Source organism: Pacificibacter maritimus (assembly GCF_003814915.1).
Lineage (GTDB): Bacteria > Pseudomonadota > Alphaproteobacteria > Rhodobacterales > Rhodobacteraceae > Celeribacter > Celeribacter maritimus.
This window is the reverse complement of record NZ_RKQK01000004.1, coordinates 288,395-301,141: the sequence shown is the minus strand read 5'-3', so window position 1 is coordinate 301,141 and position 12,747 is coordinate 288,395. Positions and strand designations below refer to the sequence as shown.

General features: G+C 51.4%; 13 protein-coding genes and 1 tRNA gene. 5 read left to right on the top strand and 9 right to left on the bottom strand.

Features of this window, described 5'->3' with window-relative positions; all coding sequences use genetic code 11:
• Nucleotides 1-289: 289 nt before the first annotated feature.
• From msrQ to clpB, 4 genes are all read right to left on the bottom strand, one after another.
• A complete protein-coding gene (gene msrQ, locus EDD53_RS12965; protein ID WP_123793920.1) occupies nucleotides 290-928 on the bottom strand; it encodes a protein-methionine-sulfoxide reductase heme-binding subunit MsrQ in 639 nt (212 codons plus the stop codon).
• 64 nt (nucleotides 929-992) lie between these two features.
• On the bottom strand, nucleotides 993-1,931 hold the full coding sequence (gene msrP, locus EDD53_RS12960; RefSeq protein WP_123793918.1) for a protein-methionine-sulfoxide reductase catalytic subunit MsrP: 939 nt from the start codon (nucleotides 1,929-1,931) through the stop codon (nucleotides 993-995).
• A gap of 66 nt (nucleotides 1,932-1,997) precedes the next feature.
• The gene (locus EDD53_RS12955; protein ID WP_123793916.1) at nucleotides 1,998-3,494 is read right to left on the bottom strand and encodes an FMN-binding glutamate synthase family protein; all 1,497 of its coding nucleotides are present in this window, start codon (nucleotides 3,492-3,494) and stop codon (nucleotides 1,998-2,000) included.
• A 195-nt stretch (nucleotides 3,495-3,689) separates the two neighbouring features.
• Nucleotides 3,690-6,308: an ATP-dependent chaperone ClpB gene (gene clpB, locus EDD53_RS12950; protein WP_123793914.1), complete on the bottom strand. Its 2,619-nt coding sequence runs from the start codon at nucleotides 6,306-6,308 to the stop codon at nucleotides 3,690-3,692.
• A gap of 28 nt (nucleotides 6,309-6,336) precedes the next feature.
• Here clpB and EDD53_RS15065 point away from each other — a divergent pair, with 28 nt between their 5' ends.
• Nucleotides 6,337-6,471 (top strand): hypothetical protein, encoded by a 135-nt coding sequence (locus EDD53_RS15065; RefSeq protein WP_281277956.1) that lies wholly within the window; start codon nucleotides 6,337-6,339, stop codon nucleotides 6,469-6,471.
• Between the two features lie 43 nt (nucleotides 6,472-6,514).
• Nucleotides 6,515-7,219 carry an orotidine-5'-phosphate decarboxylase gene (gene pyrF / locus EDD53_RS12945; RefSeq protein WP_123793912.1) on the top strand — a complete coding sequence of 235 codons (705 nt, stop codon included), beginning with the start codon at nucleotides 6,515-6,517 and terminating at the stop codon, nucleotides 7,217-7,219.
• On the opposite strand, the gene EDD53_RS12940 is transcribed toward pyrF, so the two are convergent.
• Genes EDD53_RS12940 through EDD53_RS12930 form a run of 3 tightly spaced genes read right to left on the bottom strand, consistent with a single transcriptional unit; the run spans nucleotide 7,216 to nucleotide 8,826 of the window.
• Nucleotides 7,216-7,647, bottom strand: a complete 432-nt coding sequence (locus EDD53_RS12940) for an NUDIX hydrolase (RefSeq protein WP_170162761.1) — start codon at nucleotides 7,645-7,647, stop codon at nucleotides 7,216-7,218. The genes pyrF and EDD53_RS12940 overlap by 4 nt on opposite strands.
• Entirely contained in the window at nucleotides 7,640-7,933 is a 294-nt protein-coding gene (locus EDD53_RS12935; RefSeq protein ID WP_123793908.1) for an NfeD family protein, read from the bottom strand. The genes EDD53_RS12940 and EDD53_RS12935 overlap by 8 nt, the downstream gene beginning before the upstream one ends.
• Nucleotides 7,933-8,826, bottom strand: coding sequence for an SPFH domain-containing protein (locus EDD53_RS12930; protein ID WP_123793906.1), 894 nt, complete (start codon nucleotides 8,824-8,826; stop codon nucleotides 7,933-7,935). The genes EDD53_RS12935 and EDD53_RS12930 overlap by 1 nt, the downstream gene beginning before the upstream one ends.
• A 91-nt stretch (nucleotides 8,827-8,917) precedes the next feature.
• On the opposite strand from EDD53_RS12930, the gene EDD53_RS12925 reads away from it, so the two are divergent.
• Complete coding sequence (locus tag EDD53_RS12925; RefSeq protein WP_123793904.1) at nucleotides 8,918-10,168, top strand: DNA polymerase IV; 1,251 nt, start codon at nucleotides 8,918-8,920, stop codon at nucleotides 10,166-10,168.
• A gap of 18 nt (nucleotides 10,169-10,186) precedes the next feature.
• Here EDD53_RS12925 and EDD53_RS12920 read toward each other — a convergent pair whose 3' ends face one another.
• Entirely contained in the window at nucleotides 10,187-11,047 is an 861-nt protein-coding gene (locus tag EDD53_RS12920) for an N-formylglutamate amidohydrolase (protein WP_123793902.1), read from the bottom strand.
• Between the two features lie 174 nt (nucleotides 11,048-11,221).
• On the opposite strand from EDD53_RS12920, the gene EDD53_RS12915 reads away from it, so the two are divergent.
• Nucleotides 11,222-11,296 (top strand) — tRNA-Val (locus tag EDD53_RS12915).
• A gap of 61 nt (nucleotides 11,297-11,357) precedes the next feature.
• Nucleotides 11,358-11,483, top strand: coding sequence for a type B 50S ribosomal protein L36 (gene ykgO, locus EDD53_RS12910; RefSeq protein WP_039685556.1), 126 nt, complete (start codon nucleotides 11,358-11,360; stop codon nucleotides 11,481-11,483).
• Nucleotides 11,484-11,559: 76 nt separating this feature from the next.
• Here the strand turns inward: ykgO and EDD53_RS12905 are convergent, their stop codons facing one another.
• Complete coding sequence (locus EDD53_RS12905) at nucleotides 11,560-12,729, bottom strand: MFS transporter (protein ID WP_123793900.1); 1,170 nt, start codon at nucleotides 12,727-12,729, stop codon at nucleotides 11,560-11,562.
• Between the last annotated feature and the right edge of the window lie 18 nt (nucleotides 12,730-12,747).

Here is a 12,747-nt window from a genome sequence, read left to right as displayed (position 1 = left end):
CCAGTCCGCTCAAACCAACAATCAATCTCTCGCTGCCGGTAGAGGGGGTTCTAAGCCCAACACCCAATACCCGCAACCCCTTTTTTAACAGTTTCTCACTTTTCTTACAAAATTCAAACAACATACTGATATATATATCTTTTTAGGTGAGTTTTTATTGGATATCACCCAAATCGTCACTTCATTAGATAATATGGCGATCGCCGCCTAGTCTTACCGAACACACAACCTACCACATGTAGTGTTCGCCTCAGTCAGCTGCGATGCAGAGGGCCGTTGCCTGATTCATTCACTGGGGTGCGGAACGTTTTTTGGGTTTGAAACGCAGAGCCAGCAAACCAAGCACAATAGCGAGATACACGAGAGGTTCGGTTTGCCACCCTTTAACCAGCCACACGTAATGGACTGCGCCCAGTATAACAGCGGGGTATGTGAGCTTGTGCAATGAGCGCCACTTCGGGCCCAACTTGCGTACAGATAAATTGTTTGATGTCACAAAGAGTGGGATCATCAAAACGAAGGCTGCCATACCAATAGTGATGTAAGGGCGTTTTATTATGTCCGTCAGGATTTGGCTTACGATTTGAACATCCAAGATAAGCCAGATGAGGAGATGCAAGAAGATATAAACGAAGCCAACGATCCCGAGGGCGCGGCGAAATTTGATAAGACTAATACCTGTGAACCGACGCAGAGGTGAAATCGCCAACACCGCGACCAAGACCTGCAAGCCGAGTTCACCCATTTCATGTTCGAGCGATTTTACAGGATCAACACCAAGTGTGCCATTTACTGCGGACCAAAACATCCACACGGGTGGTAACAAGGCAATAATATAAATTGGCCATGCTGGGAGGGGGCGCAACACGCTATTTACCTTTTGAGCAATCGTTTGCTTGAGGTGTGAAAAGGTATTTTGGGCTGTCATTAAATTTCCTAAATTATCGTGCTGCTAAAAAGGGGCAATCGACATGCCCCTTTTCAAAACTGCGCTAGTAGTTTTTGGTCAAATCAAGACCTTTATATAAGTCAGCAACCTGTTCTTCGTATCCGTTGAACTTGATCGTTTGTAGACGTTTGGCGAATAGTCCTCCGCCAATGCGGCGCTCAGAAGACTGTGTCCAACGTGGATGCGAAACTTCGGGATTCACATTCGAATAAAAACCGTATTCGCGCGCATTGATTGATTTCCACGTGTTGAGAGGTTGGGTATCAGTCAATGTGATCTTCACGATCGATTTGATCGATTTAAAGCCATATTTCCACGGCACAACTAAGCGCAGTGGTGCGCCGTTTTGGTTTGGCAGTTCTTTGCCGTAAAGGCCCGTCGCCATGATCGTCAGCGGGTGCATGGCCTCATCCAGACGCAAGCCTTCCACATAGGGCCAATCAAGTAGGGCACGTTTTTGGCCTGGCATTTCTTCTGGGCGGAAAAGAGTTTCAAACCGAACGTACTTGGCTGAGGATTGAACGCCTGCGAGGGCCAGCAATTGATTGAGCTCAAAGCCGTTCCACGGGATGACCATTGACCAAGCTTCTACACAGCGAAACCGATAAATGCGTTCATCTATGTCGACTTTAGATAGAATATCAGCCAGATCATACGATCCTGGGTTATCAACCAAACCATCGATTTGAACCGCCCAAGGATCAGTGGTGAGCGTATGCGCATTTTTTGCGGGATCTTCTTTACCTGTTCCGAACTCGTAGAAGTTGTTGTAGGTCGTGATCTCTTCGAATGTGTTTGGCGTTTCAGTTGTATCAAAACCTTGGATTTCAAAATCAGGCATATCTTGTGCAGATACAGAACGCGCGCCAAGCAAACCTGACCCAACAGCACCCCCGACGAGACCACCCATCAATGCGCGTCGATTCAGATAATTCGCTTCAGACGTAACAGCTGAATATTTTAGATCGCTTTTGTATTTCATGGCGGGTCCTCCAAGTGGTTTCACTACAGTTAGCCCGCCATGCCTAATTCTCAAAGAAAACTTATGTCACGACTTCGTTGAGTCATTGTAACTTGGGACAATTCGTTCAAGTTCGCGCGACGTCCCATCAGCCTGAACAATGCGCACATGATGACGGCGCATTTGACGCGGTTCCAGCACTCCAACAGAGTGCGCGATGGTTTCGACTTCTTTGATCGACGCAATGGCGTAGGCCGCCACCTTTTTATATTTATCATTGACCACAAGCCCTTTGAGTAACTGTGGATCATGGGTTGTGATACCTGTAGGGCAGGTGTTCTTGTTGCATTTCAAAGCCTGAATGCAGCCGAGGCTAAACATGAACCCGCGCGCAGAGCAGACAAAATCAGCCCCCGCACAAATCGCCCATGCGATATCCGCTGGATTAACCAACTTACCGCCTGCGATGACCCGAATGCGATCATGCAATCCATATTTGTCGCGTAGATCGCAAATCCGAATGAGGGATTCTTTGATCGGCATCCCAACCAAATCCATCAAAGGCATAGGCGCGGCACCTGTACCCCCTTCGCCCCCATCAATGGTGATAAAGTCTGGCGCAGATTCTGGACCGCGCTCGTTGATCAGCGCAAAAAACTCAGCCCAAGGGCGTGACGAACCGACCACAAACTTAAAGCCGACGGGTTTACCTGTCACTTCACGAATGTGACCGATGAAATCTAAGAGGTCACCAAAATCATCGACTTCGCGATGACGGTTTGGCGAAATGCCATCTTCGCCGGGCTTCAACCCGCGAATCTGTGCAATCTCAGGGGTGATTTTAGCGGCAGGCAAAATGCCCCCTTTGCCTGGCTTTGCGCCTTGGCTCAGCTTGACTTCAAACATCCGCACGGTTTCATGGGCCGCCATGGCGCGCAGCTTGTCATCATCAAGATTGCCATTCTCATCACGGATACCGTATTTGGCTGTGCCGATTTGATAGACAAGGTCAGCACCACCTTCGAGATGAAAGGGCGACAAGCCACCTTCGCCAGTGTTTAGCCAAATGCCCGCTTCCTTCGCACCTTTTGACAAGGCAAGAACCGCAGGCTTTGAAATTGCACCAAAGGACATGCCCGAGATGTTGAAAATCGAATTGGCCGTAAAGGGCTTGCGACAATACGGACCGATAATCATTGGATCGGTTGTGGTGAATTGATCATCAAGCGGCGGAAAGGTCGCGTTGGCAAAGATCGTTGTTCCGGGTACGGAAAGATTGCGCGTTGACCCAAAGGCGATTGTGTTCCCTTTGTTATCGGCCGCGCGGTAAATCCAATCGCGTTGCGCACGGTTAAATGGCAGCTCTTCGCGGTCCATTGCGAAAAAATACTGGCGGAAAAATTCGCCCAATGTTGAGAACCAATGACGAAAGTGGCCGATTACGGGGTAGTTTCGCAGCACGGCATCGCGTGTTTGTTTTCGGTCGAAAAAGTAAAGGACCGACGCCCCGAGAACCACGACGCCCAACACAAAGACAAATAACAACGCCATCACTTGCAGCGCACCCGTTGCCCAAATCAACATATCTCAATCCTAACCTGATTTTCGTTTGGCGACCTTTGGCACAATTCCTACAAGAGGCAAGGGTGATAGCGCTACCAAATAGCACCAAATGCCTAATTTTTAGGCATGCAAAAGTATACAATTTCCCAATGCGTATGAAAAAGTGGCGATCGTGATGATCGCCACTTCGAGAGGGTAATAATAGGCCGTCAAAACTTAGTGAACGACGGCATCATCTGGCTTGGGGCGGTTGCTGGCTCCTTTGCGGCCACCGATGATCAATCCATCCGATCCAGCCGTAACCTCAAGCACAGAACCATCCATGACATCGCCTGACAAAAGACGTTCAGCGAGCGGATCTTGCAAAGCGCGTTGGATAACCCGCTTTAGCGGCCGCGCACCAAAAACTGCGTCATAGCCTTCATCAGCAAGCCATGCGCGCGCATCTGCTGACAGATCAAGCGTAATGTTGCGCGGCGCAAGACGTTTGGCCAAAAGCCCCAGCTGGATATCAACGATGCCGCCCATATCGCTGCGCGCAAGACGATCAAAGATGATTGTCTCGTCCAAGCGGTTCAAAAATTCAGGGCGGAAATGCGCCCGCACCGCGTCCATCACGTCGCGTTTTGCCTGCGCAGGATCACCGCCTTCTGGCAGTTGACTCAATGCTTGCGCCCCAAGGTTTGACGTTAGGATGATCAGCGTTTGCTTGAAATCCACAGTGCGCCCCTGCCCGTCGGTCAGAACCCCGTCGTCAAGAACTTGCAACAAGATATTGAACACATCAGGGTGCGCTTTTTCCACCTCATCGAACAGAACAACTTGATAAGGTCTACGCCGCACGGCTTCGGTCAGAACGCCACCTTCATCATAACCGACATAGCCGGGAGGAGCACCGATCAACCGCGAAACTGCGTGCTTTTCCATGAACTCGGACATGTCGATACGCACCATCGCGCTGTCATCGTCAAACAAGAATTCGGCGACTGATTTTGTTAGCTCGGTTTTACCCACACCTGTAGGTCCAAGGAACAAGAATGAACCAAGCGGGCGATTTTCATCGTTCAAACCAGCACGCGCACGGCGGACAGCATTCGATACGGCATGAACAGCACTGTGCTGCCCGATGACACGGTTGTGCAGCGAATCTTCCATACGCAGCAATTTATCCCGTTCGCCTTCGAGCATTTTCGACGTGGGGATTCCTGTCCAGCGCTCGACAACTTCGGCGATCTGTTCGGGGCGCACAGCTTCTTCGACCAAAAGGTCTTGCGCCTCGTGGTGCTCTGCCGCATCGATCTGCTTTTCAAGCTGAGGGATCACCCCGTAAGATAATTCCCCCGCCTTGGCCAAATTGCCTTCGCGTTTCGCGATATCAAGATCGGCGCGAGCACGATCCAACTTTTCCTTGAGCTCACGCGCCCCTTCCAATTTGTCGCGTTCAGATTGCCATTTAGCTGTCATGCCCGCAGATTTTTCTTGCAGATCTGCCAGCTCTTTTTCCAACTTTAGCAAGCGATCTTTGGAAGCTGCGTCATCTTCTTTCGACAGCGCCATCGCTTCGATTTGCAGTTGAAGGATTTGGCGATCAAGTTGATCCAGCTCTTCAGGCTTGCTGTCGACTTCCATCCGTAAACGACTGCCAGCCTCGTCGATCAAATCAATGGCTTTGTCTGGCAAAAAACGATCCGTGATATAGCGGTGCGATAGGGTCGCTGCCGCCACCAACGCGCTATCAGAAATGCGCACACCATGGTGCACTTCGTATTTTTCTTTGATCCCGCGCAAGATGGAAACCGTGTCTTCGACAGTTGGCTCTTCCACCACAATCGGCTGAAACCGTCGCGCTAAGGCCGCATCTTTTTCAACATATTTGCGGTATTCTTCTAGGGTCGTTGCGCCGATACAATGCAGCTCACCACGCGCCAGCGCGGGCTTGATCAAATTGGCCGCATCCATCGCGCCTTCGGATTTACCTGCGCCCACGAGCGTGTGCATTTCATCAATGAACAAAATAACTTCACCTGCGGCGGCTTCGATTTCTTTCAAAATAGATTTTAGGCGCTCTTCAAATTCGCCGCGGTATTTCGCGCCCGCGATCAGAGCACCCATATCCAACGCCAGTAGCTTTTTGTTGCGCAAGGATTCAGGCACATCACCGTCAATGATGCGCAAGGCAAGGCCTTCGGCGATTGCTGTTTTACCAACACCAGGCTCACCAATCAAAACAGGGTTGTTTTTGGTACGACGAGATAAAACCTGCATCGCGCGGCGAATTTCTTCATCACGTCCAATGATCGGGTCAATTTTACCCGCCTCGGCCGCCTCGGTCAGATCACGGGCGTATTTTTTCAAGGCCTCATAGCCATCCTCGGCTGACGCTGAATCAGCTGTTCGACCTTTGCGAATTTCATTGATTGCAGAGTTCAATTTCATCGCGGTAACACCGCCTGCAACCAGCGCATCTTTGGCTTTTGATTTGACCACAGCAAGTGCAGTCAAAATTCGTTCGACAGGCACGAAACTATCGCCTGCTTTTGTCGCGATCTTTTCGGCCTCATCCAGCACCTTAACGGTGGATTGATCCATATAGGTTTGGCCCGCATCGCCAGAGACGCGTGGCACCTTGGCAAGAGCGGCCTCAACCGCATCGAGCACGAGTTTTTCATCCCCGCCAGAGCTCGCGATCAAACCCGAAGCCAAACCTTCGGTGTCATCCAATAGAGCTTTCAACAGATGTTCGGGACTGAGTTTTTGATGACTTTCTCGCATCGCAATGGTTTGTGCTGCTTGTAAAAAACCACGTGAGCGTTCTGTGAACTTTTCCATGTCCATGTCGTATCCTTTCAAACAAGCGTTCCGAATGTTCGATGCCCTAATAGCGGCACATCAAATCGGTGGAACCTCATGGTTTATGTGGTCCACCAAAGGCCTATATTCAAGATCGCAGGTGCAAAATCTTGGCCTACGCAATCGAGATGCGGGCCTTGCCTCATAGCCAATGGAGTCATATGAGGAGGGCGAAACAAAGGAGTTTGCCCATGACCGCACCCGCAGATGACCGCCTGATCGTCGCTCTTGATGTCCCGAATGTTTTACAGGGCCTCGAAGTTGCGCAAAAGATCGGTGACGCCGTATCCTTTTACAAAATCGGCCTAGGAATGTTGACAGGTGGCGGTTTGGCTTTAGCCAATGAGCTGAAGCAAGAGATGGATAAAAAGATCTTTCTCGACATGAAATTTTTTGACATCGGCGCAACTGTAGAAAATGCAGTACGCGGGACAGCGCAATTCGACATAGATTTTCTTACGGTTCACGGTGACCCTTATGTTGTAGAAGCCGCCAAACAAGGCGCGTCTGGCTCGAACATGAAAATCTTGGCTGTGACGATTCTGACATCCTTGGATCGTGCTGATCTGGATGGCGCATTGATCAAAGCGGGTGATATCAAAGACCTCGTACAAGAACGCGCTGGGAATGCTCTGCGCGCGGGTGCAGATGGGGTGATTTGCTCGCCACAAGAGGCCGCTCTTGTACGTGCTTTGCCTGAGGCAAACGGCAAACTAATTGTAACACCTGGCGTGCGCCCAACAGGTGCAGCGCTTGGCGATCAAAAGCGTGTTGCCACACCAGCGCAGGCGATCAAAGACGGTGTAGACCACATGGTCGTCGGTCGCCCGATCTGGCAAGCTGCGAACCCACGCCAAGCTGCTTTGGCCATTCAAAAAGAAATTGCAGACGCTTAGGGCGTGATGCCCAAGTCATTGACCGCGTGATGCAGCCGTTCCCGAAATGTGGGGACGGCTTTTTCATGGGTCACAAAGGTAGCAATCGGCATCCATGTCCACGCTTGCCCTTCGTCGCCCAAGTGAATAGCGGCGTCAGACAAGTTATCCCAGCGCGCAACGTAAAAGTGTACACGCAAGGCGGAGGCGTTGAGATAGACGCGGTGATGAATGATTTTGCTTGGGTCAATCTTGATGGCCAGCTCTTCATGTAATTCACGGGCCACCGTTGCGAAGGGGCTTTCGCAACCTTCACGCCCCCCACCAGGTAGATCCCACATGTTGGGAAAGGGGATGGTAGGAGTATCGTCACGCAGCAGTGTCAAAACTTCTGCGTGACGCAAGATCGCAATTTTGGACCCATGAAAAGGCTCCAAAACCTTAGACATCATCGTTGATATCTTTATCCCAGACTTTGACCTGACCTTTTCGCACACCAAAAATCTGACGCATTGCGAGCCAAGCGAACAAGGACACCACAGCAAAGATAACGGCGACAACGGCGGCATTTTCTGGGCCGAATCCGACCCCCATTAACGCTGCGACCACTGCGGCGCCGACACCGAAACCCAAAAACAAAAAGCCCGGCGCGAAAATTTCGAGTATCAATAGCGCTACCGCGCCCAGCCCCCAAACCCACCATAAGGCCCAAATATCGATGGCAGCTGCCTCCATTACTTTTTGCTCCCGAACAATTTGAATGCGTCCCCAAAGGCTTCGATGGCTGCGGCTGGCATAATTACGGTTTGGCTGCCCTGCCCTGTACCCACAGCAGTGAGCGCTTCGACTTGCTTCAAGGCGACTTGGTATTGGGCCGCTTCGATACCGTTTTCTGTAATCGCTTCGGCGACCACGGCTGTTGCATAGGCTTCGGCATCCGCCTGAATACGGCGGGCTTTGGCGATTTGTTCAGCAGCATAGAGTTCGGCATCCGCGTTCAGTTCGACAGACCGCTTTGACCCTTCGGCTTCGGTCACGGCTGCACGGCGCGCGCGCTCAGCATTCAATTGCTGCAACATGGCTGCGCGCGTGGCTTCATCGAGGTTCACATCCAAGATTTCGGCCCGCGTCACTTCGATGCCCCAGTCATCAACGGCTTCTTCCACCTGCGCCTTGATCGTTTCAATAAGGCTGGAGCGGTTGGACTGCACCTGATCCAGTTCCATTTTACCAATCTCAGACCGCACGATCCCCGCAACCGTTGTGGCAATCGCGCCATCGACATCACGAATACGGTACACTGTACGCTCGGGTTCAGTGATGCGGTAAAATACAGATGTTTCGACTTTCACCAATGCGTTGTCGGATGTAATCGCATCCTGCATTGCGTTGGGCAATTGCCGTTCAAGAATAGAAATTTTATGGGCGACACTATCTATCAGCGGAATGACAAAATTGATGCCTGGTCCAAGCACCGTGCGCAATCGCCCAAAGCGTTCGACAACGAATTTTTCAGACTGCGGGACGATACGCACCCCCTTGCTGACAAGAATAATAATCAGTACCGCAATCGCCAATAAAAACAGATTGCCACCTGACAAAAATGCCGGAAGTCCAAATTCAGTCATTTTAACACCACTCGTTTGTTTGTAAGTAATTGACGTTAAGATACCGAAATACATGTCATAGGTATAGCCCGTACCGCATAAATGAGACGCCATGCCCAGACTGTGTCGCGATTGTTTTTACACGTTCGAAACGGGCATCAGGTGTCCGTCTTGTGGTCGTCCGCGCACGCTTTCACATCCTGAACTCTTTGATCTCTCCATTGCTCACATGGATTGCGATGCGTTTTTTGCCTCTGTTGAAAAACGTGACAATCCTGAATTGCGCGATAAGCCTGTGATTATTGGCGGCGGTCACCGCGGGGTGGTATCAACGGCTTGCTATATTGCGCGGATCAAAGGGGTGCGCTCGGCCATGCCGATGTTCAAAGCGCTACAGCTCTGCCCCGAAGCCGTGGTCGTAAAGCCGCGTATGGCGGCCTATTCCGAAGCCTCAAAAGCCATTCGCCAAATGATGGACGAGTTGACACCAAAGGTGGAACCCTTGTCATTGGACGAAGCGTTTTTAGATCTCAGCGGCACAACTACCTTGCATGGTGCCCCGCCTGCGGTGATGCTGGCCCGCCTAGTCAAATCCATGCAAACAGAGCTGGGTCTGACAGGTTCAATTGGATTGAGCCACAATAAATTTTTGGCGAAAATTGCATCTGATCTCGATAAACCGCGTGGATTTTCTGTGATCGGGCAGTCTGAAACAGAAACTTTTCTAGCCAACAAGCCCGTTAAGCTGATTTGGGGTGTCGGCAAAGTGTCTCAAGCGGCCTTGGCGAAATCAGGTATCGAAACTTTTGCAGACCTACGCCGCTGGGACAAAGACGACCTAATCCAGAGGTTTGGCGCACTGGGTGACCGTTTGTGGTATCTTGCACGCGGACAAGATGCGCGCCGCGTTTCAGACCGTGACAGTGTGAAGTCGATTTCAAAAGAAACGACCTTTAACGTCGACACCCAAGAGATGAGCACCCTAGACAAGCACATTTGGCGCCTATCAGAACAGGTTTCCGATCGGGCGAAGAGCGAAGCGCAGGCAGGGCGCGTGGTGACTCTCAAGCTCAAGCGCTCGAATCACAGCTCAATCACCCGTCGCCTAACATTGCCGCAAGCAACAAACATGGCCGATCAGATTTACCGCACCGCGCGTGGCCTGCTGGACAAAGCCATCGTGGAAGGACCGTTTCGACTGATTGGCGTTGGCATAAGTACGCTCGAAGATGCAGATAAAACCGAAGCGCACGCTGACTTGCTTGACCCGAATGCATCTAAGCGCGCCGATGCCGAAAAAGCGCGGGACGAGATCAGGCGAAAATTTGGTAAAGACGCAATTATCAAAGGGCGTGCGCTATAGCGCTATCACCGCCTTACTCTACTCGGCCGCAAGCGGTACGCGCCCCACATCGAATGCTGCAATAGTTTGTGCCGCACGCCCCAACGCGGACTTAACGTCCTCAAAATCGGCACTTCGCTCCAGTGTTTTTTCGTTCATATAGAGCGACCGATCAATCTCAACCTGAATGCAGTGCTGATTTCTTGCGGGATGGCCATATTGCTTGCACACATAGGCCCCAGCAAAAGGAATATTGCGCAGAACCTCAAAACCCTCTGCTCTAAAGGCCGCTTCGACATCTCGCACTAAATCCGCACTTGCCGATGTCCCCTCACGGTCCCCGATCACGATCTGAGGTGTCCGACCTGTTGCCGTTTTGATATTTCGCAGCGCCTCTCGTGGCATGGAATGGCAGTCGATCAATAGAGACTGCCCAAACAAGGTTTTGGTTTCATGTAACAACGTTTCCAGCATCAAATGATAGGGTCGCCAAATCTGAGCGATTCGCATATCAGCTTGCGCGCGGGTGATTTTGCCACTGTAAATTGATCGTCCATTGGCCACGACGCGTGGAATCACACCCAATCCAGACAGGATACGCGCATTCGTTTGGCGAATCGACACACCTTCGATCACCGCAGGATCAAGTTCATCACTGTGACGGTTCAAATCAAGCCAAGCGCGTGGATAGACTGCGCTTAAAAATGTTGCCCCATATTTGGGAGTATTTTCAAAAAGCACATCAACATAGGCATCTTCGGAAGATCGCAACGTTATTGGGTCTAATACAGACCTTTCCAACATCTCTGCAGGGTAATAGCACCCGCTATGAGGCGAAGAAAACACGACGAACGACCGCCGTTTCTGCGGTCTGTAAAGCCGATATGGCACTGTGCTCATGATGCGGTCCTTTCAAAGAAAACTATAGCAATCGATTTTCCTTTCCAAAAGCCCTTGATCAATGCTCCGACTCCTTTTATACGCGCTCGGACTGACGTGGGAACTGCCCACGTCTTGTTCGTTCAAGCCAATCGGCCTAAACGAACAGGGCGTGACACTCCCGTGGACGAAAATGGGTGTATAGCTCAGTGGTAGAGCACTTCGTTGACATCGAAGGGGTCACAAGTTCGAACCTTGTTATACCCACCATCGTTCCGTTAGAATGGTTTTAACACAGGCGCACGCAGGCGCCGCGATAAGGAGACTGGACATGAAAGTTCGCAACTCACTCCGCTCGCTGAAAAACCGGCACCGCGATTGTCGCATCGTACGCCGTAAAGGCCGCGTGTATGTGATCAACAAAACGCAGCGCCGCTTTAAAGCCCGTCAGGGCTAAGCTTCAGCAGCTTTTAATAAAAGAGCCGTTCAGGAAACTGAGCGGCTCTTTTATTTTGATCCACCCAGACCTGAAATCACAGCGCTTTGCGCCGCAAATACGCGAGCCAAAGATGCATGGACGCCCCGCCCGCAAAAGCTGTCGCGGCAAACCCTATCAGGCCAGCAAGACCGAACATTTGCGTCAAGGCCAACAAAATTGGTGTGCCGATCATATTGCCTACATTGCCCATCTGCGCCATGGCCCCATTGGCTAAGGCCTGTTCTTGCGGATCGGCGTTTAAAACAGGGATCGAAGAAAAACTGCCCGATTGAACCAGCCCAGCAGCACCTAAAATACAGATACCTGCGATTTCAATAGGCGCCCCGATGGACAATGACATTGAAAAACAGACAGCTAAAAGAAAGCCAGAAATAACAACGGGCACGGGCGAATAGCGCCGCACCAAAACAAGCCCGATCGTCATTGACACGATCATTGTCACCAAGGGCAAGAACCCCGCTAGGCTTTGACGCAATGCATCGATGAAATAGGCGGGCATCACAGTCACGAGAGCCACAAACCCCGCAGCGTAAAACAACCATCCTGCCGCAGGGGCTATGATCCGCGGCGAACTATAAGCCGAGATATGGCGCGCCCAAACGTTGCTCAGTGTAAGACGTTCAGAGCCACGCGAGATGACGTCATGCGGCAACATCCGCCACAAACACCCAGCCAGCACGATCATGGTCAACGCGTGTAGCCAAAAGAAAACGGGAATTCCAAAGGCAGCCACCAAGGGCACACCACCCCAAACGAAAACCGCATAGGAGACTGCAAAAAAGCTGCTCCACAAGGTCATAGCGGATGCACGGTGCCGTAGGGGGGTAATCTGCCCGATCACAGTGGGCGCGGCAACGACGATCAACAAATGCGAAATGCCCTCAAGCAATCGGCTGGCCAAAAACAGGGGGTAGTCTGGCAGAGCACTTTGCAGCAACGATATCGCTGCGCCGAAACATAAGCCACCAATCAGCAATCCTTTCGGCCCCATACGCCCAACCAAAGCGCCAGCGAATAGCCCACAGACCAATCCGATCGCCGAAATCAGTGACAGCAGCAGACCAAGGGCCGCCCCTTGCACCCCAAATGCCTGCCCTAGGTCGGGCAGAATGACTGTGATTTTCGCAAACTGTCCTGCGGCAGAGACGCCTGCAAGCCAAAGAACAAGAATAAGCGCTGTCGGGGTGTGTTTGGAATCTATCATGCCTCAGTCTTGAGCATA

Excerpts from the sequence above, each read along its gene's own strand:
- msrQ (WP_123793920.1), bottom strand. The coding sequence starts at position 928 with ATGACAGCCCAAAATACCTTTTCACACCTCAAGCAAACGATTGCTCAA.
- msrP (WP_123793918.1), bottom strand. The coding sequence starts at position 1,931 with ATGAAATACAAAAGCGATCTAAAATATTCAGCTGTTACGTCTGAAGCG.
- EDD53_RS12955 (WP_123793916.1), bottom strand. The coding sequence starts at position 3,494 with ATGTTGATTTGGGCAACGGGTGCGCTGCAAGTGATGGCGTTGTTATTT.
- clpB (WP_123793914.1), bottom strand. The coding sequence starts at position 6,308 with ATGGACATGGAAAAGTTCACAGAACGCTCACGTGGTTTTTTACAAGCA.
- EDD53_RS15065 (WP_281277956.1), top strand. The coding sequence starts at position 6,337 with ATGTTCGATGCCCTAATAGCGGCACATCAAATCGGTGGAACCTCATGG.
- pyrF (WP_123793912.1), top strand. The coding sequence starts at position 6,515 with ATGACCGCACCCGCAGATGACCGCCTGATCGTCGCTCTTGATGTCCCG.
- EDD53_RS12940 (WP_170162761.1), bottom strand. The coding sequence starts at position 7,647 with ATGTCTAAGGTTTTGGAGCCTTTTCATGGGTCCAAAATTGCGATCTTG.
- EDD53_RS12935 (WP_123793908.1), bottom strand. The coding sequence starts at position 7,933 with ATGGAGGCAGCTGCCATCGATATTTGGGCCTTATGGTGGGTTTGGGGG.
- EDD53_RS12930 (WP_123793906.1), bottom strand. The coding sequence starts at position 8,826 with ATGACTGAATTTGGACTTCCGGCATTTTTGTCAGGTGGCAATCTGTTT.
- EDD53_RS12925 (WP_123793904.1), top strand. The coding sequence starts at position 8,918 with ATGCCCAGACTGTGTCGCGATTGTTTTTACACGTTCGAAACGGGCATC.
- EDD53_RS12920 (WP_123793902.1), bottom strand. The coding sequence starts at position 11,047 with ATGAGCACAGTGCCATATCGGCTTTACAGACCGCAGAAACGGCGGTCG.
- ykgO (WP_039685556.1), top strand. The coding sequence starts at position 11,358 with ATGAAAGTTCGCAACTCACTCCGCTCGCTGAAAAACCGGCACCGCGAT.
- EDD53_RS12905 (WP_123793900.1), bottom strand. The coding sequence starts at position 12,729 with ATGATAGATTCCAAACACACCCCGACAGCGCTTATTCTTGTTCTTTGG.